This window comes from Bacteroidales bacterium MB20-C3-3 (assembly GCA_035609245.1).
In the GTDB taxonomy this organism is placed as follows: Bacteria; Bacteroidota; Bacteroidia; order Bacteroidales; family UBA932; genus Bact-08.
Window position 1 is genome coordinate 1,570,208 of sequence record CP141202.1, and the last position, 22,516, is coordinate 1,592,723.

23 protein-coding genes and 1 tRNA gene are annotated in these 22,516 nt (G+C 41.0%); 15 read left to right on the forward strand and 9 right to left on the reverse strand.

Annotated elements, in window-relative coordinates; genetic code table 11:
- Window positions 1-4 precede the first annotated feature (4 nt).
- From sufB to ispE, 7 genes are all read left to right on the forward strand, one after another.
- Window positions 5-1,438, forward strand: a complete 1,434-nt coding sequence (sufB, locus tag U5907_07125; protein WRQ32350.1) for a Fe-S cluster assembly protein SufB — start codon at window positions 5-7, stop codon at window positions 1,436-1,438.
- Window positions 1,439-1,450: 12 nt separating this feature from the next.
- Entirely contained in the window at window positions 1,451-2,104 is a 654-nt protein-coding gene (gene pnuC, locus U5907_07130; protein WRQ32351.1) for a nicotinamide riboside transporter PnuC, read from the forward strand.
- 19 nt (window positions 2,105-2,123) lie between these two features.
- Entirely contained in the window at window positions 2,124-2,870 is a 747-nt protein-coding gene (sufC, locus tag U5907_07135) for a Fe-S cluster assembly ATPase SufC (GenBank protein ID WRQ32352.1), read from the forward strand.
- A gap of 1 nt (window position 2,871) precedes the next feature.
- The gene (gene sufD / locus U5907_07140) at window positions 2,872-3,912 is read left to right on the forward strand and encodes a Fe-S cluster assembly protein SufD (GenBank protein ID WRQ32353.1); all 1,041 of its coding nucleotides are present in this window, start codon (window positions 2,872-2,874) and stop codon (window positions 3,910-3,912) included.
- 28 nt (window positions 3,913-3,940) lie between these two features.
- Window positions 3,941-4,384: a DUF2147 domain-containing protein gene (locus tag U5907_07145; protein ID WRQ32354.1), complete on the forward strand. Its 444-nt coding sequence runs from the start codon at window positions 3,941-3,943 to the stop codon at window positions 4,382-4,384.
- Window positions 4,385-4,537: 153 nt separating this feature from the next.
- Window positions 4,538-7,060, forward strand: coding sequence for an adenosylcobalamin-dependent ribonucleoside-diphosphate reductase (locus tag U5907_07150; GenBank protein WRQ32355.1), 2,523 nt, complete (start codon window positions 4,538-4,540; stop codon window positions 7,058-7,060).
- Entirely contained in the window at window positions 7,061-7,840 is a 780-nt protein-coding gene (ispE, locus tag U5907_07155; GenBank protein WRQ32356.1) for a 4-(cytidine 5'-diphospho)-2-C-methyl-D-erythritol kinase, read from the forward strand.
- Here the strand turns inward: ispE and U5907_07160 are convergent.
- From U5907_07160 to tyrS, 4 genes are all read right to left on the reverse strand, one after another.
- Window positions 7,837-8,889, reverse strand: coding sequence for an asparaginase (locus tag U5907_07160; protein WRQ32357.1), 1,053 nt, complete (start codon window positions 8,887-8,889; stop codon window positions 7,837-7,839). The genes ispE and U5907_07160 overlap by 4 nt on opposite strands.
- 135 nt (window positions 8,890-9,024) lie before the next feature.
- Window positions 9,025-10,230 carry an FtsX-like permease family protein gene (locus tag U5907_07165; GenBank protein ID WRQ32358.1) on the reverse strand — a complete coding sequence of 402 codons (1,206 nt, stop codon included), beginning with the start codon at window positions 10,228-10,230 and terminating at the stop codon, window positions 9,025-9,027.
- A gap of 5 nt (window positions 10,231-10,235) precedes the next feature.
- Window positions 10,236-10,586 (reverse strand): 30S ribosome-binding factor RbfA, encoded by a 351-nt coding sequence (rbfA, locus tag U5907_07170; protein ID WRQ32359.1) that lies wholly within the window; start codon window positions 10,584-10,586, stop codon window positions 10,236-10,238.
- Window positions 10,583-11,872 (reverse strand): tyrosine--tRNA ligase, encoded by a 1,290-nt coding sequence (gene tyrS, locus U5907_07175; protein WRQ32360.1) that lies wholly within the window; start codon window positions 11,870-11,872, stop codon window positions 10,583-10,585. The genes rbfA and tyrS overlap by 4 nt, the downstream gene beginning before the upstream one ends.
- A 65-nt stretch (window positions 11,873-11,937) precedes the next feature.
- On the opposite strand from tyrS, the gene U5907_07180 reads away from it, so the two are divergent.
- From U5907_07180 to U5907_07195, 4 genes are read left to right on the forward strand one after another with little or no spacing between them, the layout of a single operon-like run.
- Complete coding sequence (locus U5907_07180) at window positions 11,938-13,275, forward strand: S28 family serine protease (GenBank protein WRQ32361.1); 1,338 nt, start codon at window positions 11,938-11,940, stop codon at window positions 13,273-13,275.
- 6 nt (window positions 13,276-13,281) lie between these two features.
- Complete coding sequence (locus U5907_07185) at window positions 13,282-14,169, forward strand: phosphatidylglycerol lysyltransferase domain-containing protein (GenBank protein WRQ32362.1); 888 nt, start codon at window positions 13,282-13,284, stop codon at window positions 14,167-14,169.
- 35 nt (window positions 14,170-14,204) lie between these two features.
- The gene (locus U5907_07190) at window positions 14,205-15,134 is read left to right on the forward strand and encodes a CBS domain-containing protein (protein WRQ32363.1); all 930 of its coding nucleotides are present in this window, start codon (window positions 14,205-14,207) and stop codon (window positions 15,132-15,134) included.
- Window positions 15,135-15,140: 6 nt separating this feature from the next.
- Window positions 15,141-15,776 (forward strand): 4'-phosphopantetheinyl transferase superfamily protein, encoded by a 636-nt coding sequence (locus tag U5907_07195; protein ID WRQ32364.1) that lies wholly within the window; start codon window positions 15,141-15,143, stop codon window positions 15,774-15,776.
- Between the two features lie 3 nt (window positions 15,777-15,779).
- Here the strand turns inward: U5907_07195 and bcp are convergent, their stop codons facing one another.
- From bcp to U5907_07210, 3 genes are all read right to left on the reverse strand, one after another.
- Window positions 15,780-16,226: a thioredoxin-dependent thiol peroxidase gene (bcp, locus tag U5907_07200; GenBank protein WRQ32365.1), complete on the reverse strand. Its 447-nt coding sequence runs from the start codon at window positions 16,224-16,226 to the stop codon at window positions 15,780-15,782.
- Window positions 16,227-16,388: 162 nt separating this feature from the next.
- Complete coding sequence (gene groL, locus U5907_07205; protein ID WRQ32366.1) at window positions 16,389-18,029, reverse strand: chaperonin GroEL; 1,641 nt, start codon at window positions 18,027-18,029, stop codon at window positions 16,389-16,391.
- Between the two features lie 28 nt (window positions 18,030-18,057).
- Window positions 18,058-18,330: a co-chaperone GroES gene (locus U5907_07210; GenBank protein ID WRQ32367.1), complete on the reverse strand. Its 273-nt coding sequence runs from the start codon at window positions 18,328-18,330 to the stop codon at window positions 18,058-18,060.
- Between the two features lie 145 nt (window positions 18,331-18,475).
- On the opposite strand from U5907_07210, the gene U5907_07215 reads away from it, so the two are divergent.
- From U5907_07215 to U5907_07230, 4 genes are all read left to right on the forward strand, one after another.
- The gene (locus U5907_07215) at window positions 18,476-18,931 is read left to right on the forward strand and encodes a nucleoside deaminase (GenBank protein ID WRQ32368.1); all 456 of its coding nucleotides are present in this window, start codon (window positions 18,476-18,478) and stop codon (window positions 18,929-18,931) included.
- Entirely contained in the window at window positions 18,928-19,398 is a 471-nt protein-coding gene (locus tag U5907_07220; protein WRQ32369.1) for a YqaA family protein, read from the forward strand. The genes U5907_07215 and U5907_07220 overlap by 4 nt, the downstream gene beginning before the upstream one ends.
- Before the next feature lie 57 nt (window positions 19,399-19,455).
- Window positions 19,456-19,526 (forward strand) — tRNA-Gln (locus U5907_07225).
- Window positions 19,527-19,578: 52 nt separating this feature from the next.
- Window positions 19,579-20,580, forward strand: coding sequence for a glycosyltransferase family 2 protein (locus tag U5907_07230; GenBank protein ID WRQ32370.1), 1,002 nt, complete (start codon window positions 19,579-19,581; stop codon window positions 20,578-20,580).
- On the opposite strand, the gene U5907_07235 is transcribed toward U5907_07230, so the two are convergent.
- Window positions 20,569-21,627 carry a glycosyltransferase family 4 protein gene (locus U5907_07235; GenBank protein ID WRQ32371.1) on the reverse strand — a complete coding sequence of 353 codons (1,059 nt, stop codon included), beginning with the start codon at window positions 21,625-21,627 and terminating at the stop codon, window positions 20,569-20,571. The genes U5907_07230 and U5907_07235 overlap by 12 nt on opposite strands.
- On the reverse strand, window positions 21,628-22,515 hold the full coding sequence (locus U5907_07240) for a phosphodiester glycosidase family protein (protein ID WRQ32372.1): 888 nt from the start codon (window positions 22,513-22,515) through the stop codon (window positions 21,628-21,630).
- Window position 22,516 lies beyond the last annotated feature (1 nt).

The following is a 22,516-nucleotide window of genomic DNA, read 5'->3' on the forward strand; positions in this document are numbered from 1 at the left end:
CACGATGAGTGAAAATGATATAATTCAGAAGGTAACAGAGGCCGAATATGAGCACGGCTTTGAAACCGATATTGAGCAGGAGTATTTTCCAAAAGGGCTCAATGAAGATATTATAGGGATGATCTCCCGTAAGAAGGAGGAGCCTGAATGGATGCTTGAGTTTAGACTTAAAGCCTACAGAAAGTGGCTTACAATGAAGATGCCCTCTTGGGCGCATCTTAATATCCCTCCAATAGATTTCCAGGAGGTTATATATTTTGCCGTTCCAAAAAAGATGAATCCCGGAGGGGAAATAGATCCCGAGTTACAGGCAACCTTTGAAAAACTTGGTATTCCCCTTGACGAAAGAAATGTTCTTGCCGGAGTAGCTGTGGATGCTGTTTTTGACTCGGTTTCTGTTAAAACAACCTTTAGGGAGTCTCTTGCCGAGAAGGGGATAATATTCTGCTCCTTTTCCGAGGCTGTCAGAGACTATCCGGATCTTGTCCAGAAGTATCTGGCTTCTGTAGTTCCATACGGGGATAATTTTTATGCAGCTTTAAATTCTGCAGTATTTTCCGACGGCTCATTCTGCTATATTCCCAAAGGAGTGAGGTGCCCGATGGAGCTCTCAAGTTATTTCAGAATAAACGCAAAGGGTACAGGACAATTTGAACGGACTCTTATTATAGCTGAGGAGGGCTCTTATGTGAGTTATCTTGAAGGGTGTACAGCACCTCAGAGAGACGAGAATCAGCTTCACGCAGCTGTTGTGGAGATAGTTGTGATGAAGGATGCAGAGGTTAAGTACTCTACAGTACAGAATTGGTATCCCGGAGATAAGAACGGGCGGGGAGGCATATATAATTTTGTAACAAAAAGAGGAATTTGCAAGGGTGAAAACAGCAAGTTATTCTGGGCTCAGGTAGAGACCGGCTCTGCTGTAACCTGGAAATATCCAAGCACAATTCTAAGGGGAGATAATTCTATTTCAGAGTTTTACTCGGTAGCTGTGACAAATCATCATCAGCAGGCGGATACCGGAACAAAAATGATTCATATTGGTAAAAATACCAGAAGCAGGATTGTTAGTAAGGGTATATCTGCCGGGGTAAGTCAGAATAGTTACAGAGGTCTTGTGAAAATTTTACCAAATGCAGAATTCGCAAGAAACTACACTCAGTGTGATTCTCTGTTATTAGGAGATAAATGCGGAGCACACACTTTTCCCTACATAGAGAATGAAAATGAGACAGCAATACTGGAGCATGAGGCTACTACTTCAAAGATTTCTGAAGATCAGCTTTTTTATTGTCAGCAAAGAGGTATTGGAACAGAGGATGCGGTTGGGCTGATAGTAAACGGTTATGCAAAAGAGGTACTAAACCAGCTTCCGATGGAGTTTGCAGTTGAAGCACAGAAGCTTCTGCAGGTAACACTTGAGGGAAGTGTTGGTTAAAAAAAGCATAAAATGGAGAGTCTTTTTAGTATAGATAATATTCTTTTCTCAATAGGAGGCCAGGGCGTTAGTCTGGTTGAGACTCTGTCGGTGGCAACAGGATTAACATGTGTTTATCTGGCTACCAGGGCAAAAGTTGCCAATTTTTGGGTTGGTTATGCTTACAACATCCTGCTTTTTATCCTTTTTTATCAGAAAGGACTCTACTCAAGCATGTTGGTGCAGCCAATATCATTTGCGATAAATTTCTATGGCCACTGGAGATGGACCCACCCGGCAAAAGAGGAGGCTAACAGTAAAAAACAATTAAGAATTACTTTGTTAACAGTAAAAGAGCGCGCCCTTTACATTGGTGCGATGGTGCTATTTATGGTTGTCTGGGGAGTAGTGCTTACCTTTCTCGATGACCTCTTCCCATCTGTTTTCAACGAGGCAAGGAGGCCATATCTGGATGCCTTTGTTACGGGCGCTATTCTAATAGCTCAGTATCTCTCCGCTCAGAAGAAACTTGATTGCTGGGGAGTCTGGTTCATTGTCAACACAACGAATATTACACTTTATCTGCTTGCAGGGCTTGCTTTTCTGCCAATGGTAAGTGCTGGATACCTTATACTTGCATTTATGGGATTTGCAATGTGGAGAAAAATGTGGAAAGAGAACAAATAGTAAATAATATAATTTATATATGCTTACAATTAAAGGCTTAAGAGCCTCAATAGATGGAAAGGAGATTTTAAAAGGGATAGATTTAAAGGTAAATCCCGGTGAGATACACGCAATAATGGGCCCTAACGGTTCCGGAAAGAGCACTCTCTCTTCTGTGCTCGCAGGTAGAGATACATTTGAAGTTACGGGCGGAGAGGTGATTTACGAAGGGGTGAATTTGCTTGAACTTGATCCTGAGGAGAGGGCAAGGATGGGCATATTTCTTGGCTTTCAGTATCCTGTGGAGATCCCCGGAGTTAGCAATGTTAACTTTATGAAGACTGCTATTAATGAGAAGAGGAAGTTTCAAAATCTGCCACCTATGACAGCTGCTGAATTTCTTAAATTAATGAGAGAGAAGATGGCAGTTGTTGAAATGGATAATTCCTTCTCCAGCAGAGGTGTTAATGTTGGTTTTTCAGGAGGGGAGAAGAAGAGGAATGAAATTTTCCAAATGGCTATGCTTGAGCCAAAGCTTGCTATACTTGACGAAACAGATAGTGGTCTTGACATTGATGCATTAAGAATTGTGGCAGCAGGAGTAAATAAGCTTAAAACCAAGGATAATTCATTTATAATAATTACTCACTACCAAAGGCTTCTTGATTATATTATTCCGGATGTTGTACATGTTTTGTATGATGGAAAAATAATTAAAACAGCAGGCAAGGAGCTGGCTTTAGAGGTTGAGGAGAGAGGGTACGACTGGCTGATAAAAGGAGAGTAATATGGGACTAAAGGTAAAATATGCACCGGAGATTCCTGAGGTTTTCAGGTGCCGTGTACCTCTTGAGGATACAGGGCAGGTTTATCTTATGAATGGGATCCTTAGGGAGTCCTATAGTGATGAATCTGGAATTACAATTGTATCTGGAGATGAAGATGGTTTTGTAATTGATGTCCCTGAGGGAACCTCACAAGAGGGCTCTATACAGCTAATAAGTATAAGAGATAGCAATAATACTTCACCAGTCTCAATGACTAACAAAATAAAGCTGGGAGCGGGTTCTTCTTCTAGTTTCCTTATATGTACCCACACCCTTACGCTTGATGAGTTCATTACGGAATCTGCAATCAACATTGAAGCTGCAGAGAACTCAACCTCTCATATAGTTGTAATGCAAAATGAGCACAATCTCTCTACTCATAAGATTAATTTTTCAATTAACCTGAACAAGGGTTCATTTGTAAGAGTCAATATTGTTACGCTTCACGGGGCTCTCCTTGAGAACAGCATTGAGGCAAATCTTAACGGAGAGGGTGCCCTGTGTGAACTTAACGGGATATATTTAGCAGACGGAAAACAGCAAATTAATACAAAGGTCATGATGAATCATATGGTTCCCCACTGTGTTTCCAAACAGCTGTTTAAGGGTATTCTTGACAACGAGGCTAAAGCCTCTTTTTCAGGAAGAATTGTTGTTGCAAAGGATGCCCAGAAGACGGAGGCTTATCAGAGCAACCATAATCTGCTTCTCTCCCGTAAAGCGAAAGTTTACGCACAACCTCAGCTCGAGATATACGCAGATGATGTCAAATGTTCTCACGGCGCTACCAGTGGCCGATTAGATGAAAATGCACTCTTTTATATGCGTTCAAGGGGAATTGGTGCAGCAGAGGCAAAACTTCTCCAGCAGATTGCATTTGTGTACGATGTTCTGGAAGAGATAGATAACCACGAGCTTAGAGACAGGCTTCAAAATATGGTGGAGAGCAGACTCAGAGGTGAATTTAGCCATTGTACAAATTGCAGTATGAACTGCTGCTGAAAATGATAACCCTAACACATTAATATTTATGAAGAGAACAATTAAATTACTGGCTGCAATAATGTTATTTGCAACGCCATTGTTTGCACAACCCTCAAATATTGTTGGCAAGTGGTATACTATAGATGAAGATGGAAACAGAAAGAGTATCGTTGAAATATATAAAGCTCCATCAGGTATATATGAAGGGAAAATAGTTAACCTCCTTACAGGAGACCCTGAAAGAAGGTGTGTAAATTGCACCGGAAGCAAACATAATGTAAAGATAAAAGGGATGGTAAATGTGACAGGTATGAGAGCGGACGGAGAGAAACTTTCCGGGGGCAAAATACTTGATCCTGCCAATGGTAAGGAGTACAACTGCTCTATGACTTACGACAAAAAAACCGGCAATCTGAAAGTTAGAGGATCTCTGGATAAGTCTGGTATTATTGGTAGAAATCAGACTTGGATAAGAGCTGCCAATCAGTAATTAAGATACATTTTAACCATTTGGGGTGTTGATAATTCGGTTAATAAATAACTTGTAAACAGACCCCCTTATTAACCCATTTACTATATTTTTGTGAAAGTCGGCGGAATAACCCCGTCGGCTTTTTCTGTCGAAAACAAATACAACAGACTTATGAAAACTTATACCTACGAAGAGGCAATGGCTGCAAGCCTGGATTATTTCAGAGGGGATGACTTAGCCGCATCTGTATGGATCAACAAATACGCTATGAAGGACTCCTTCGGCAATTTGTATGAGAAGTCCCCTGAGGAGATGCATCAGAGACTTGCAGCTGAATTTGCCCGCATTGAGGAGAGGTATCCTAATCCTATGTCTGCTGATGAGATATTAGAGCTTTTGAGGGACTTTAAATATGTTGTTCCTCAGGGTGGTCCTATGACAGGTATTGGTAATACCCACCAGATTGCCTCCTTGTCAAACTGTTTTGTGATTGGTCATAAAAAACCTGCTGATTCCTATGGTGGAATAATGAGGATTGATGAGGAGCAGGTTCAGCTTATGAAGAGAAGAGGGGGAGTTGGTCACGACCTCTCTCATATCAGACCTGCCGGCAGTCCGGTACTCAACAGTGCTCTTACATCCACAGGAGTTGTACCTTTTATGGAGAGGTATTCAAACTCAACAAGGGAGGTTGCCCAGGATGGAAGAAGAGGCGCTCTTATGCTCTCAATATCTATAAAGCACCCGGATTCAGAAAGCTTTATCGATGCAAAACTTGAACAGGGAAAAGTAACCGGAGCAAATGTTTCGGTTAAAATTGATGATGAATTTATGAGATCTGCTCTTCATGGTAAATTATACCGTCAGCAGTATCCTATTGATTCAGATTCTCCAAAGTATGAAAAGGATATTGATGCATCCCAGTTATGGAAAAAAATAGTCCACAATGCATGGAGATCTGCAGAGCCGGGGATTCTTTTCTGGGATACAATTATAAGAGAGTCTATACCTGATTGTTATGCAGACCTTGGCTATAAAACAGTCAGTACAAATCCTTGCGGGGAGATCCCTCTCTGTCCTTACGACTCTTGCAGACTGATGGCGATTAATCTATATTCATATGTTGATAATCCCTTCACAGTAAATGCAGCTTTTAACATGGATCTGTTCAAAACCCATGTTCGTAAAGCGATGCGTTTAATGGATGATCTTATTGATTTGGAAATGGAGAAAATAGAGCAGATCATTCATAAGATTAGTGCAGATCCGGAGGATGAAGAGGTTAAACATGCAGAACTGCTTCTCTGGAATAAAATTCGCGAGAAGACACTAGGAGGCCGCAGAACAGGTCTTGGGATTACTGCTGAGGGAGATATGCTTGCTGCTCTCGGACTTATTTATGGTACAGATAAGGCTATTGACTTCTCTGTTGAAGTACAGAAGACCCTTGCTGTTGAGGCATATCGCTCATCAACATTTATGGCCCAGGAGAGAGGTGCGTTCCCTATTTTTGAAGCATCAAGGGAGGTTAATAATCCTATGATTGGCAGAATAAAGAAGGAGGATGAGGAGCTGTTTGAGACTATGCAGCGTCATGGGAGAAGAAATATATCTCTCTTAACAATTGCTCCTACCGGTACAACAAGTCTGATGACTCAGACAACATCGGGAATTGAGCCGGTTTTTCTTCCATTCTACAAGAGGCGTAGAAAGGTTAATCCAAATGATAAAAATGTGTCGCTTGACTATCAGGATGAGGTAGGGGATTTTTGGGAGGAGTACTATGTATTTCACCATAAGTTTCTGCACTGGTGTGAGGTTAACGGCCACGACAAAGATGTGGTGCTTTCTATGAAGGCGGAGGAGCTGAACGATCTGGTAAAAACCTCTCCTTATTACAAAGCTACTTCAAACGATATAGACTGGGTTGCCAAGGTTAAGATGCAGGGAAGAATGCAGAAATGGGTTGATCACTCAATAAGTGTAACGGTAAACCTACCAAAAGATGTTACTGAAGAGCTCGTTTCAGAGGTATATAAAACAGCCTGGGAGTCCGGATGTAAAGGTGTAACCGTTTACAGGGATGGATCCAGATCTGGTGTCTTGGTTTCTGCCGGGGATAAAGAGCCTAAGGAGCAAGTTCTTAAAAGAAAAGAGAGACCTAAATCTCTGGAGGCGGAGGTTATCCGTTTTAAGAATGGTGCTGAACAGTGGATTGCCCTTGTTGGTCTTATGAATGGACAGCCATACGAAATTTTTACCGGTCTAATTGATGATGATACTCGCAGTATTCCTAAATCTGTTACTTTGGGACATATTGTTAAGGAAAAGGATGAGGCAGGAAGAACGCGCTACGACTTCCAGTTTTATGACAGATATGGTTATCAAAACACAATAGGGGGTATTTCTCATATGTTCAATAAAGAGTTCTGGAATTATGCCAAGCTAATTTCGGGTGTGTTGAGAAATGGTATGCCTATTACTGATGTTGTTAATCTTGTATCAGGATTGCAATTGGATAATGAGGCAATTAACAACTGGAAGAATGGCGTGGAGAGGGCTCTTAAAAGATATATTCCTGATGGTACAAAAGAGGATACCGGGAAAAAATGCGAAAAGTGCGGTTCTCACGAACTTGTTTATCAGGAGGGATGTTTGACTTGTAAATCCTGTGGATATTCAAAATGCGGATAGATGATTGTATATCCTAGAGCAAAGGTGAATATTGGTCTCAGAATCATTGGAAAACGAATTGACGGATTCCATGATTTGGAGACCTTTTTCATTTCTGCCGGAAAAAGTGATGTGCTCGAGGTTACGGAGAGCAATGAGCTAAAAATAAATTTGTTTGGACTTACTCTTGATTCTGATCCAATGCAGAATCTTTGTGTCAAAGCATATAATGCAATGAAAGAAGAGTTTGATATTCCTCCGGTAGAGATAAATCTGTTTAAGAGAATTCCTTTTGGTGCAGGGCTTGGGGGAGGCTCTTCAGACGCATCGGGAACAATAATAGCTATTAATAAACTTTACGGACTTAATCTCTCTTCTGAAAAACTGGCAGAGATTGCATCGAAAGTGGGATCTGATTGCCCATTTTTTATTTATGCGGATGAATTGAATCCTCTTCTTGGAGAGGGTATGATAGGGAGAGGAAGGGGAAATATTCTCACATCGTATAGAATCCCTTCTTTAGAATCATACGAAATTGAGGTAGAGGTTCCAAATGTTCAGGTTCCAACACCTGAAGCTTACAGAGGTATTACTCCATCAGGAGCAGGCGAACCTCTGGAAAAGCTGCTTGAACAACCGGTTGAAATGTGGAAAGACTCTGTAATAAATGATTTTGAAAAGAGCATTTTTGCTAAATACCCGGAAATTGAGCAATTAAAGCATAATATGTATGCAAGGGGAGCAATATATGCCTCAATGAGCGGCAGTGGATCTGCAGTATATGGGCTATTCAGCCGTTAGTATTCATCAAATATTCTCTGAATTTCTGAACTCGTACTCCCTTTTGTAAGGGCTAAAATTAATAATATCCTTGCTTTTTGCGGGGATTTGAGTCTTGCGACAGGGTGTTTGAGGTCAAACTCCTCTGCAGCTTTGTCAACACCACCTCTAATTATTCGTGATGTTCTGACAAACCTTACTCCTGCCCTGTATCCTCTCTCCATCTCTTTGGCATACTCCCTGTTGTAGTTTCCGTGACCAACACCCGCTATAATAATACCCTTTACTCCTGAATCAATAAAGGCTCTTAAGCCAATGGCTGATGAGAAGGCATAGCTATACAAGATTTCCACTTGAGGCAACTCTTTAATATTTGTAATGTCAAACTCGCTGTTTGTTGTATGTCTTAGTATTGACTCCCTGAAAAAAACAGGTTTTCCATCTCTCATATATCCCATTGGTCCAAGATTAAGACAACTAAATGCGTCTGTATTAAGTGTGTGAGTTTTTGTAACATCATCTGCAGATAGTATGAAGTCATTCATAACTACCATCACCCCCTTGCCGGCTGAGGCTGGCGAAGATGCAAGAGCAACGGCATTATATAAATTGAAAGGACCATCAGCACTAAGGGATGTGGAAGGTCTCATTGAGCCTGTAAGGACTATTGGTCGTTTGTGTCTGACGGTAAGATTCAGAAAATAGGCTGTCTCTTCCATTGTGTCGGTTCCGTGAGTAATCACAATCCCATCTGCTATATTATTGCTGAACAGACTATCTGATATCCTGTAGAGTTTAAGCCAAATCTCAGGGGTAATATTCTGGCTGGAAATGTTGCAGACTTGAATTCCGTTAAGGTGAGCTAATTTAGTGAGGTCAGGAACTGAGGAGATTATCTGTTCCAGACTTACAACCCCAGGTATGTATGATGCCTGAGTGGCTGCACTTGCAGCTCCTGCAATAGTACCGCCTGTTGCAAGTATTGCTATTCTTGGTTTTGACTCAGCAAAAAGGGTTGCCCGGGATATAATCATCAGGGCTGTTAATAGTATAAGGCAGGTTCGTTTCATAATGCTAAGTTAAAATAAAATCAAAAAGGCCCGTCACCCTGCTACAAGTGACCGGCCTTTTTTTTGTACTAAAACCTAAACCTACATCTTTAAGATGCAGCCAATATATGTTTCGTTGCATTAAATGAAAAAAAATTATTTTTTTTTGAAATTTATTACCGGTAACAGAGCAGATAAGTATCCAACAAGAGAGACTCCTCCAATAACCATTAATACATCCCACCCCTCTAAAACGACTGGATATGCTTCAACTATGAAATTGCCGGGCATATTGACAATTCCTGCTTTTTGCTGTATTATGCATATTATTATACCCAATATAACACCTGTTGCCATCCCAAGCAGTGAAATCATCCAGCCCTCAAAAATAAATATCCTGTTGATTAGTTTTTCATTAGCGCCCATACTTCTTAAAGTCCGGGCATCGCTCTCCTTTTCAATTATAAGCATAGAGAGGCTTCCGTATAGATTGAAAGAGATTATTATTACAACAAACAACAATATAATGTAAATAGAGAACTTCTCTGCTCTCATCATTTTATACAGAGTTTCATTCTGACTGAACCTGTCCTTAATGATAAATTTCTCCCCTAACAACTCATTTAACTTAGGTATAAGTTTCGATGCATCTTTTGCCCCCTTGGTGTATATCTCAACTGATGTTACTTCGTTCTCTTCCATCTCAACAATCTCTCTTGCAACTGAAATTGGTACAAATAGAAGATTTTTATCCAAACTCCTTTCGGCTGCAAAAGTGCCGGAGTGAGAGAGGTTTCTTTGATTGACTGATGAGAGAGGGTTAACTGCTGAAAAGGGCGTATATCTGGATGGAAAATAAACTGTTACAGGGTCAATAAAATGAGGCCTCATTCCGAGTTCATATGCAAGAGTCCTTCCTGCTACGGCTTGAGGAATCTCTCCGTGCCATATAGAAAACTCGCCATCAATTATATAATCTTTTAATAAAGTTTGTTTTACAAAAGCTGTATCAACTCCCTTCATCTCTGCGACAGCCTCCTTGTTTGAGTATTTTACAAAAACATTCTCTGAGACTACTTCACAGTATATGCTTTGACTTAATAGAGCCCTGGCGTTCTCAAAGGTAATTGTATCTGTTCTGAAACTCTTTCCGTAGGCCGGCAGAATTAGAATATCGGCCTCCCCTGCGCTGTAAAGAGACTTAATCAGGTCTCCGAAGCCATTATAAACACTTAAAATGACAATAAGTACAGCCGTTCCAAGAGCTATCCCGGAAGCGCTTATTAATGAGATGATATTAATGACATTGTGCGACTTCTTTGCGAAGAGGTATCGTCTTGCTATGAAGAAGGGTAGCCTCACGGCTGCTATTTCTTAAGAAGTTCGTCTATGCGTTCAACATAGTCGAGTGAGTCGTCTATAAAAAATGCCAGCTCGGGAACAATTCTTAGCTGTTTTGCCACCCTATGGCCAAGTTCGTATCTTAACTCTCTAGATGTTGAGTTTATTATGTCCAGAACATCTTTTGCCTTGGATGAGGGAAATATGCTTAAGTGAACTCTGGCAAGAGAGAGGTCAGGCGAAACTTTTACCGCCGTAACACTTACCATAGCGCCGTTGTATACAGTCATACCCTTCTCCCTTATAATCTCGGCAAGATCCCTCTGCAGCTGCTTGCCAACTTTTTGCTGTCTTGTGCTTTCTCCCTCCATAATCATTCAACTTTAAGTATATAGTAGTTCTTTTTGCCTCTTTGTATGAGGATATATTTATCGTTTAACAAATCCTGAGCAGTAATGCTGATATCAGGACTATCTGCCTTCTCTTTGTTTATTGCAACTCCTCCTCCCTGAATCATCTTCCTGCACTCTCCTTTTGATGGGAAAACCGCACTCCGTGATGCCAGAATCTCAACAATATTCTCTCCCAGGTTCTCTTTCCTTATTGTAAACTGGGGAACTCCTTCAAAAATAGTGAGAAAAGTATCTTCATCTAAAGATTTAAGAGCATCTGATGTTGAATTTCCAAAAAGGATGCCTGAGGCCTCCAGTGCTTTGTTGTACTCTGTTTCACCATGTACCATCGTTGTCACCTCCTTGGCAAGGAGTTTCTGTAACTCTCTTCTGTGTGGCTCCTGAAGATGTGATTCAATTGCGGAGTCAATAGACTCTTTATTAAGCATTGTGAAGATTTTAATATATCTCTGTGCATCATCATCGCTTACATTAAGCCAGAACTGGTAAAATTTATAAGGAGAAGTATATTTTGCATCCAGCCATACATTGCCCTGTTCTGTTTTTCCAAACTTTCCCCCGTCAGCTTTGGTAATAAGCGGACATGTAAGCGCAAATGCCTCTCCACTCTCTTTTCTGCGGATTAGCTCTGTACCAGTTGTTATATTGCCCCACTGGTCACTTCCACCCATCTGAAGCTTGCAGCCAAGGTGCTGAAAAAGATAGAGGTAGTCATAACCCTGAACAAGCTGATATGTAAACTCGGTGAAGGACATTCCCTCTTTTTCATCTCCGGTAATACGCTTTTTGACAGAATCTTTGCTCATCATATAGTTCACAGTAATGTGCTTTCCGATATCTCTGATAAAATGGAGGAATGTGTACTCCTTCATCCAGTCGTAGTTATTAACCAGGATAGCAGCATTGGGCGAGTCCGAATCAAAGTCCAGGAATTTGCCAAGTTGAGCTCTGATGGCGTTTTGATTGTGTCTGAGAGTCTCTTCGTCCAGCAGGTTCCTCTCTGCCGATTTCATAGAGGGATCACCTATCATGCCGGTTGCTCCGCCTACCAGTGCAATTGGTTTATGGCCGCAGGCCTGAAAATGTTTAAGCATCATAATGCTAACCAGGTGACCTATATGTAATGAGTCAGCAGTTGGGTCAATACCCACATAGGCAGCTGTCTGCTCCTTTAATAAATGCTCTTCTGTCCCGGGCATGATGTTATGAACCATACCCCTCCACCTCAATTCTTGTACAAAGTTGTTCATTATGGATCTGTTTGCCGCAAAAATACGGTTTTTTCTTCTAATTTTGCAGAGATATAACCATTACTATGAAAAGATCGACACTCTCTTTAAAACTGCTTATTCTGGCAGCTATTCTATTTATTGCTGTACCTGATGCCGTTGCACAATTTCAAACACAGCCATCAATTTTCAAAGATATTGAGCCAGACTCTCTAATGGCAAGAATTGAAAAACTGCCATCTGTTAAGGATGTGAAAAGACTTGCCAGTAAAGATTTTAAAGACAAATATGTACTCTATATAGAGCAACCTGTAAGCCATAAGGACCCTTCACTAGGTAAGTTCAGGCAAAGAGTATTTGTAATGCACGCAGGCCTTGACAGACCTACAGTACTGGTTACTGAGGGTTATGGTGCCTCGTATGCAGGTAATCCAAATTACAGAGAGGAGATATCAAGGCTGTTTAATACAAATATAATTTTTGTTGAACACAGATATTTTCTGGAATCTACTCCTGAAAACAAGGATTGGAAATATCTTACAGCAGAGAACTCAGCTTTTGATCTTCACAATGTTACAATGATTTTCAGAGAGGTATACAAAAAGAAGTGGATTGCAACAGGCATTAGCAAGGGGGGGCAAACAGCGCTTCTTTACAGAGCCTTTTTCCCTGATGATGTTCATATAACCGTTCCATATGTAGCTCCACTATGTAAGGGGGTTGAAGATGGAAGACACGAGCCATTTATTGCAAACTTTGCTGGTACGCCTGATCAGAGGGCAAAAATTCTTGCATTTCAGCGAGAGGTGTTAAAGAGAAGAGCTACACTACAACCAATGTTTGACTCTTTCTGCAATGAGAAGAGGTATGAATTCAATTTGCCGCTGGAAGAGATTTACGACTACTCAGTCCTTGAATTCTCTTTTGCTCTCTGGCAATGGGGCAGTAACACAGATGAGATTCCGGCACTTGATGCAGACGATAAAATGATATTTGCCTATTGGATGAAAATCAGCTCTCCTGACTATTTTGTAAAAGAGAGCCCTACAACATCTTTCTTTATTCAGGCAGCCAAAGAGTTGGGCTATTATGGTTATGACACCAAACCATTTGAGGGTCTTTTAAAAATCAAGAGCTCAAAGGGTTACCTTGCTAAACTCTTCCTTCCGCAGGATCAGAAATTTAAATTCAGCAAAAAACTTTCAAAAAAACTTGAGAAATTTGTCGCTACAACAACTTCAAAAATGATTTTTATTTACGGGGAGTATGATCCGTGGAGTGCTGTTATGGTAAATGAACCAAAATCTTCCAACATTGTTGTTGTGACTGATCCTGCAGGAAGTCACAGAGCCAGGATATCAACGCTGCCAGAGGAGAGCCGTCAGAGAGTTGTTTCTCTGCTGGAGAGATGGCTGTTAGAATAGAAATTTATGATAGAATTCAGACAGATTTTATTAGAAGATAAGGAGTGGATTGATAAGATACTTGCCTCCTCTGATTTCAGAGGGGCTGAGTATTGCTTTACAAACCTTTTCATATGGGAGGAGGTATTTAAATCAAAGATTGGCAGACATAAGGATTTTCTTCTCTTTAACTCAGGAGTGGGTGAGGAGACTAGGTATCTTTTCCCTGCCGGCGAAGGAGATCTAAAAGAGGTTATATCTCTGCTTGAGGCCGATGCAAATGAGAGGGGTGTTCCTTTTAAAATGATAGGACTTCCTCCGGAAGCAAAAGAGAGAGTGGAAGAGCTATTTCCCGGTAAGTATAGTTTTGTCCCAACAAGGAACAGCTTTGATTATATTTATGAGAGCGAGAAAATGATATCACTTTCAGGAAAGAAACTCCAGTCCAAAAGGAACCATTTAAACAGATTCCTTGAGTTGCCCGGCTGGAGCTATGAAGAAATTACTTCTGAAAATCTTACAGAGGTTAGAGAGTTTACAATTAAGTGGTGTATTGAGAATGGCTGTAAAGATAATCAGTCAAAAATGTGGGAGATTTGTGCTGTAAATAAAGCACTTTCAAACTTCCCGGAGCTAAAATTAAAAGGTGGGCTTATAAGGCTGAACGGAGAGGTCATTGCTTATTCGGCTGGGGAACAGATTAATTCAGATACATTAATTGTCCATATTGAGAAGGCAGATGCAAATATAAGAGGGGCCTACCAGGCAATAAACCGTGAATTTGCAATGAGACACGCCTCTTCTCTTAAGTTTATAAACAGAGAAGACGATGCCGGAGAGGAGGGTCTTCGCAAGGCAAAAGAGTCATATTACCCAGCCTTTATGCAGGAAAAGTATGCTGCAATTAAAAATTAACTATATTTGCACTCATAACCATAGTTTATAAGAAGTTGGAACCTCCCAGTAGCTTAACTGATGATTATTACCCCGTGGGGATGGCGCTCGGCCTCATCCTTATCTTGTATGTGATTCTTAAGGCGGGCGAAATTTATCTCCTCACTATCTCAAAAACTGAGTCGGATCAAATCTCAAAGAGAAAAGTATCCGCTGCGGATTCTCTTTTTAATTCAATTTATCAGATCTCGGCATTTTTTGTAACAGCTATATCCGTATTAATATATATCATATTTGGCAATGAGATATTGCTATTGCCTCTTATAGTGCTAGTTATAACAATATTGCTCTTTGGACACATACTCCCCAATATGCTGGCTGCTAATTACGGTCAATCACTTGCTGTTGCAACAGGAAGGATGGTTCAGGCCACTGCTTGGGTAACTGCTCCTGTCAATAAAATATTATCGTCATTTGCAAAAAGTGTGTTTGAGAGTAAAGAGGAGCGGGATGTTAAATCTGTTGAGGAGTTTGGAGAGGAGAAAGGGATGTTGCTAAATATTGTAAAACTCTCCGAGACAGCTGTAAGGGAGATTATGACACCAAGAGTCTCTGTGGAGGGTATTGAAAGCAGCCTGAACTGGAATGAGGTAAAGACTAAAGCGGCACAAAACGGATTTTCCAGACTTCCCGTTTACCAAGACTCTATAGATAATGTTGTAGGATTTCTATATATAAAGGATTTAGTTGGATATATAGACCGGAATGAACATTTTGACTGGAGAGGCCATATAAGGAAGGCATATTTTGTTCCGGGGGTAAAGAAGATTAATGATTTGCTTGAGGAGTTCAGGCAAAAGAAGATGCATCTTGCAGTTGTTGTTGACGAGTATGGGGGAATGGAGGGAATTGTCACACTGGAGGACATTTTGGAGGAGATTGTGGGGGAGATTTCTGATGAAACTGATATTAAAGATAATATATAACTGGAGATGGGACTATTTTTCAGCAAAGAGGTAGAGAGGGGGGCTACAATTTCCGTTTGGGAGATTACTGAAACTGAGGAGGAGTTAATGAACCTCAGCTCTATCCCTCATGACGAGCTTGAAGATTTGCAGCTTACCAAGAGCATTGCCAGAAGGAAGGAGAGACTGGCAGTAAGGGCGCTTCTTAACGAATTGTTTGATGGGAAGGTCTATTTGGGTCATCACGACAATGGCCGCCCATTCCTGCAAAACAGCTTAATAGAGATAAGTATATCTCATACCAGCCGTTTTGTGTGTGTGCTTACACATCCGGAAGAGAGTGTAGGCGTTGATGTGGAATCTCTTGGGAGGGACTTCTCCGCAGTAGAGAAAAAGGCTCTCTCAGAGGAGGAGGTAGAAAACCTTAGCGAAAGGCATAAAAATCTGCACCTGGCTATTCACTGGAGCGTTAAAGAGGCTTTATATAAAAGAATGTCTCTGACAGATGTAGACTTTGCAAAACAGATAAATATCAAGAGGTTCTCCCCAAGAGAGGAGGGAAGTGTTGATGTGGAGTTTCTTCATAAAGATGGGCACCAGGAGGAATTCGAGGTAAATTATGAGGTTTTTGAAAATCACATCCTAGCTTGGATTGTTGGCTAAGTTTTAGCCAATAATTTGTTTAGAGTGGGCCTTTGTGTCCACTTTTTCTATTATATCAAGAATAACCCCATTCTCATCAATTACAAAGGTCTTTCTAATTATTCCGTCATACTCTTTCCCCATAAACTTCTTTCTTCCCCAGGCTTCGTAAGCTTTTAGGATCTCAGCCTCTTTATCAGAAATAAGAGGGAAGGGAAGGTTGAACTTCTCTATAAAGCTCTTATGAGACTTCTCGTTATCCTTGCTTACGCCAACGATTTTATACCCCATTGCCTCAAAGCGTTGATAGTTGTCGCGCAGGTCGCAAGCCTCTGCAGTACAGCCGGGGGTATTATCCTTTGGGTAAAAATAGAGTACCAGCTTCTTGCCTTTAAAATCACTCAGTTTAATCTCCTTTCCTTCCTGGTCCGTACCTTTGAAATCAGGAGCTTTGTCACCAATTTTAATCATAGTTTTTATTTTGCTAAACACTTGATTCATGGCTTTGGTTCACCAAAAACCAAATATCTTACACCTCCGGTTGTAATTATAAAGGGATTGTAAGATTTATATAAAACAAAAGACCAGCCTGTTAAAAGACTGGTCTCTTTATTAATAACCGGTGGTGGAAGATTACATCATTCCGCCCATTCCGCCCATTCCGGGAGCTCCTCCACCCATAGGCATAGGACTCTCTTCTTTCTTCTCTGCTAAAACGCACTCGGTTGTCAGGAACATACCTGCAACGGAGGCTGCGTTCTCAAGAGCGATACGAGTCACTTTGGTAGGGTCAATCACCCCTGCTGCAAGAAGGTTTTCGTATTTATCTGTCCTTGCATTATAGCCATAGTCTCCCTTGCCCTCTTTAACTTTCTGAATAACAATGCTGCCTTCAATGCCTGCATTTTCAACAATCATTCTCAACGGCTCCTCAATAGCACGAGAGATGATTGCAATACCGGTGTTCTCATCTTCATTTTCACCTTTGAGATTCTTGATTGCATCAATGGCACGGATGTAAGCAACACCACCACCAGGTACTATACCCTCTTCAACAGCTGCACGGGTTGCGCTTAGTGCATCGTCAACTCTGTCTTTTTTCTCTTTCATCTCCATCTCTGAAGCGGCTCCAACATAAAGGACTGCAACACCACCTGCTAGTTTAGCAAGGCGCTCCTGAAGTTTTTCTCTGTCGTAGTCACTTGTAGTAGTCTCCATCTGTTTGCGAATCTGGGCGACTCTCTTCTCAATTGCACTCTTCTCTCCGGAACCATTAACGATAGTTGTATTCTCCTTGTCAATTGAAATTTTCTCAGCAACACCAAGCATTTCAAGTGAGGCAGCATCCAGTCTTATACCCTTCTCCTCAGAAACTACTGTTCCTCCTGTCAGGATAGCGATATCCTCAAGCATCTCTTTTCTTCTGTCACCAAATCCGGGAGCCTTAACAGCTGCAATTTTCAAAGTTCCGCGAAGACGGTTTACAACCAAGGTTGCCAATGCCTCCCCGTCAACATCTTCTGCAATAATTACAAGTGCTCTTCCGCTTTGAGCAACAGGCTCAAGTACAGGAAGCAGATCTTTCATTGTTGAGATCTTCTTGTCTGTGATTAGGATGTACGGATTGTCAAGAACAGCCTCCATCTTTTCTGGGTTGGTCATAAAATATGGAGATATATAACCGCGGTCAAACTGCATTCCTTCTACAACCTTAACCTCTGTATCTGTTCCTTTTGCCTCTTCAACGGTAATTACACCCTCTTTTTTAACTTTACTCATTGCATCAGCAATTAGCTTACCAATGGTAATATCATTGTTTGCAGATATGGTTGCTACCTGCTCAATTTTTGTTATATCGTCACCAACTGACTGACTCTGGCTTTTTAGGGATGCAACAACAGCCTCAACAGCCTTGTCAATTCCTCTCTTAAGGTCCATTGGATTTGCTCCGGCAGTCACATTTTTCAATCCAACATTAATAATGGATTGTGCAAGAACAGTAGCAGTTGTTGTGCCATCACCTGCCTGATCAGCTGTCTTTGAAGCAACTTCCTTAACCATTTGAGCACCCATATTTGCAAAACGGTCTTCAAGCTCCACCTCTTTTGCAACTGTTACTCCATCCTTGGTTATCTGAGGAGAACCATACTTTTTGTCTATAACTACATTTCTCCCTTTTGGGCCAAGTGTTACCTTAACTGCATTTGCCAAGGCATCTACACCCTCTTTCATCAGGTTGCGTGCCTCTATATTGAATTTTATCTCTTTTGCCATAATATTGGTTGTTTTATTTATTAGTTAATTAGTTAAGGACAGCCAGTATGTCTGACTGACGCATCATCAGATAATCTTTTCCATCTACATTGATCTCTGTGCCTGCATATTTTCCGTAAAGCACATTGTCACCTACCTTCAGCTCCATTGGCTCATCTTTTTTTCCGCTTCCAACTGCAACTACTTTTCCTGCCTGTGGTTTCTCTTTGGCTGTATCAGGAATGTAAATGCCGCTTGCTGTTTTTGTTTCGGCCTCTTTAGGCTCAATCAAAACTCTGTCTGCTAGTGGTTTAATGTTCATAATTTTAAACTTTTAATTTATTATATGTTTATATGATTATTTAATTTTGCACAAAGATAAGACGCAAAAGGAGTGCCAATCAGCAATACTGACAATTTGTCTGTATATTTGCAGGGGTTAAAAGTCTTACTGAAGAAAAATAGTCATGAAAAGAGAGAGTGAACTTCCGGATGATGATTCAAGATTCATGGAGATAGCATTGAAGGAGGCAAAGAAGGCTCTGGAACTGGATGAAGTTCCTGTTGGAGCAATAATTGTCTCTGGCGGATCAGTTATAGCAAGAGCACACAACCTTACCCAAAGATTGAATGACGCAACTGCTCACGCAGAGATGCAGGCTATTACAATGGCTACTGCCAGATTTGGGGGGAAATATCTTGAAAATTGCACTCTCTATGTAACTTTGGAGCCTTGCGCAATGTGTGCTGCAGCGCTATCATGGTCACAGATAGGAAGGATTGTGTATGGTGCCTCAGACTCCAAAAGGGGTTATACACTATACTCTCCTTCGCTTCTTCATCCAAAAACAGAAGTTTCACAAGGAGTTCTTGAAGATACATGTTCTTCAATGGTTAAAGATTTTTTTAAGTCAAAAAGATGATAGAATTTCTTGAAAGTTATGGATTCCTTGGCCTTTTTACCGGATCCTTTCTGGCTGCGACTATAGTGCCATTTAGTTCCGATGTGCTTATTATTGGTGTTCTAGTGGCCGGAATGAATCCTCTCTATGCATTTCTTTGGGCAACAGCAGGGAATTGGCTTGGAGGGCTTACATCATACTGGATTGGCCATTTTGGTAAATGGCAGTGGATAGAGAAGTGGATGGGTGTCTCGGAGGAGAAACTACTGAGGCAGAAACACTGGATTGACAAACACGGATCTCTCATCGCTTTTTTCAGTTGGGTGCCATTCTTTGGTGATGTCTTATCTCTTGGTCTGGGCTTTTATAAGGTGAATTTTACTAAATCTGCAATCTTTATGTTGATAGGTAAGGCTGTCAGATATGCTTTCTGGATTTTACTCTATTTTATGCTTGGAGATACCCTTGCTGATTTCAAGATTCTTTGAAAATTTTTGTTTTTTATGAAAAAGCTATATATTTGCACCCTCAATTGAGAACCACATTGACCCATGGTGTAATGGTAGCACTACTGATTTTGGTTCAGTCAGTCTAGGTTCGAATCCTGGTGGGTCAACTTGAGGTAGGGGATGTCTGAAAGGTCATCCCCTTTTTTTTATCTTTGTTAAATGTCACAGAAAACTCCAAAAGTTTCAGTAATAATTCCTGTATACAGGGTCTCTTCACTTATTGAGAGATCCCTTAATTCAATAATTAATCAGACTTTCAGAGATTTTGAACTGATTCTGATTGATGATTGCGGGAAAGATAACAGTATTGAAATTGCAGAGAGTTTGCTCTCCCTCTCTTGGTTAAAGGGTTTATACAGGATTGAATATAATTGTAGAAATCTTGGAGTCTCTGCATCCAGGAGAAGAGGTATGGAGGTTGCGTCAGGAGATTATATTATTCACCTGGATTCTGACGACTATTTTGAACCAGATTTACTTGCTCTGCTTTACCGCGCTATTAATGAGAGTGACTCTGAAATATCAGTTTGCGGTTATTGGAAAGAGAAGAGAGGATTTTCAGAAAAACATTCACCTTCAGTGAAGTCCCCCTTGGTAATTGAAAGTATCGAAGAGAGAGGCAGGTATATTGGGGAGATTCTGGCCAATAAGGCACCGTCTGCACTTTGGAATAAACTAGTTAAAAGGGAGGTTTATGAGAGAGGAGAGATATCATTTTTACCGGATTTAAGAGATGATCTCTCTGTTACTCCTCTTCTTGTGATGAGTGCAAAAAGGGTTGTAATAATACCTGATGCATTAGTTCACTATGTAATGTTTAATACCTCTTCTGTATCCTATACCCTGGGACATCTTAAACTGGTTGCTGCAGCCCTTAATTACCTTGATAACAGACTCTCCGGTGAGGTTAAAGATATGTGCAGCAGAGAGATCCTTTCATATAAGGTCAGGATACGAAGGAGAATAATGCTTCACCGGGATTTGTCTGTCAGCTCACTAAATAGTGTTTTACATCTTTTTCCAGAGGTAAATGCTGAGTTAAAAGGGGGTAATAACCCTGAGACAAAAAAACACTTTAGAGTACTGGCCCAGTTGAGCGCTGATGGTAATTCTCTTTTGTTAAGGGGATTGGTTTGGGTATTAAGAATGTTACCCTCTTGAAATAATTGAGATTAGCTCTCTCTCCCTTTTTTCTATGGTAAATAGTGCCATTACCCTCTCTCTCATAGCCGGTGCGTAATCTTCACTTTCAGCGGCAAGTCTTGCTATTGCATTGATTGCTTCATGAACAGAACTCTCTTTCTCCTCTCTTCTGAATATATCACTGTCTGATGCATAAATTATCTCTCCAAGTCCTCCCGACACCTCAGGCATTCCTCCGGCTTTTGTTGTCAGAGGCATACAACCATGAAACATAGCTTCCGCAAGCGAAAGTGAGAAACTCTCTCTTCTTGAGAGCTGACAATATACTTTTGATTTGTGATAGTATTCTGTAAGGCGTGAGTGTTCTATTACAGGGATGATAGTCAGGTTTTTTGGTATATCTGCAGGCTTAATACCTGCTCTCTCCGGATCTGTTCCTATCAGGGTAAATTTCTGAGCAGGCATTGCTCGTGCCAGCTCAAGGAATCTGTCTATTCCTTTAATAAAGAAGCTTTGCCTTGTTTGTGAAATGGCTACGCATAATACTCCTCCTCTGCTACCCTCCGGAGGTAGTTTTGTTTTTGAGGTATCAGGAAAACTCATCCCATTGTAAACCAGCAGTGCCGGAGTGTCAGGTGCCAGACTTCTTACAACTCTTCTGATATGGTTAGAAACGCAAAGATTTGCCGTAGATGATCTCATAGAATTTCTGGCCATCCATCCCCTTATTGGGTTTACAAAACTCCCGTATTTGTATTTTTTTACTCTGCAGATGTCATAACCACCAATAACCAGGTAACACCTCTTCCCGGTAATTTTTGCAAACAGAGATGGAAGCCAGGAGTGATAGTCTGCAAACCAGATGTAAACAATATCAAAATTGCGAATATTGAAGATCAGATAGAAGAGTTGTCTGAAAAGGGCAAAAAGCTGAATCGCCTGATTTCTGTTGTCTGTTACAAGCCTTTTGACTTCGTAATGTCTGGACAAAATATCTATATCTCCACGAATGAATGTGGAGTCTCTGGTATAAACAAAGAGGACTCTCTTTATCTCTTTTTCCATCTATTTTGTGTGAACCAGTATGGCATTCGCCACTTTTCGCTCACCTTTGTTGTCAAATTTCCTGTTGTCTGTAGGGTGGTTAACCACACCATTATCAGAGGCACCTTCTACATAGAGGGTTGTAGAACCCCCACCGTCAAGGTTGATTGCATAATCTGCACCAAGCCATCTCATTATATCCTGGAGCTCTTTAAGAGAGACTCCTGCCGCCTCTGTTGATCTTCCATCGGCCGTTAACAGTAATATAGTGCCATCAGCCCTTTTCCCCACTGCTGTTCTCGGATGTCTTGTTGTGTAGAATGAATCCTTAGATAACGCTAAGTCTTCTCCGGATACCCTTAAAATAGGGCCTGTTGTAAGCACCTCGTCTGCTTTGATATATCTCTCCCACTCCCGAAGCATATCTGCTTTCAGGATGAATAACTCTCCCCTGAAGATTGCGATGGCTCCAAGCTGATGCATTGCCCTTCCCTTTGAGGGCCATGTGTTGGGTGCAAGTTGCTTGTTCTCCTTTCTTATGTAATCAACAGAATTGTAATCTTCTGTGTTAATACCACTTTTGAACTTGAAGAAAGAGCCGTTAAGCGCAATTTTTGCACCGGCATCTTTAGCCATTTCGCTAGTCTGCTTTAAAACGGGACTTGCAAAAATCTCAACTCTTGCATTTGATTCAGGGGCTATTTCAACAACTGAGATAAACTGTCTGGATGAGAATAATTGTTGATCATTGAAATGGGCCCGCTTTAAAACAATACCCTCTGAAATTACAGATAAATCCCATTTGGCACCAGCCATTGCAATTGAGTCAACTGTCAGGAGAGAGTTTTGTCCAAAGCAGACAATTGAGATAAAAGTTAGTGCCAGCAGTGCAAGTTTTCTTCTGATCATT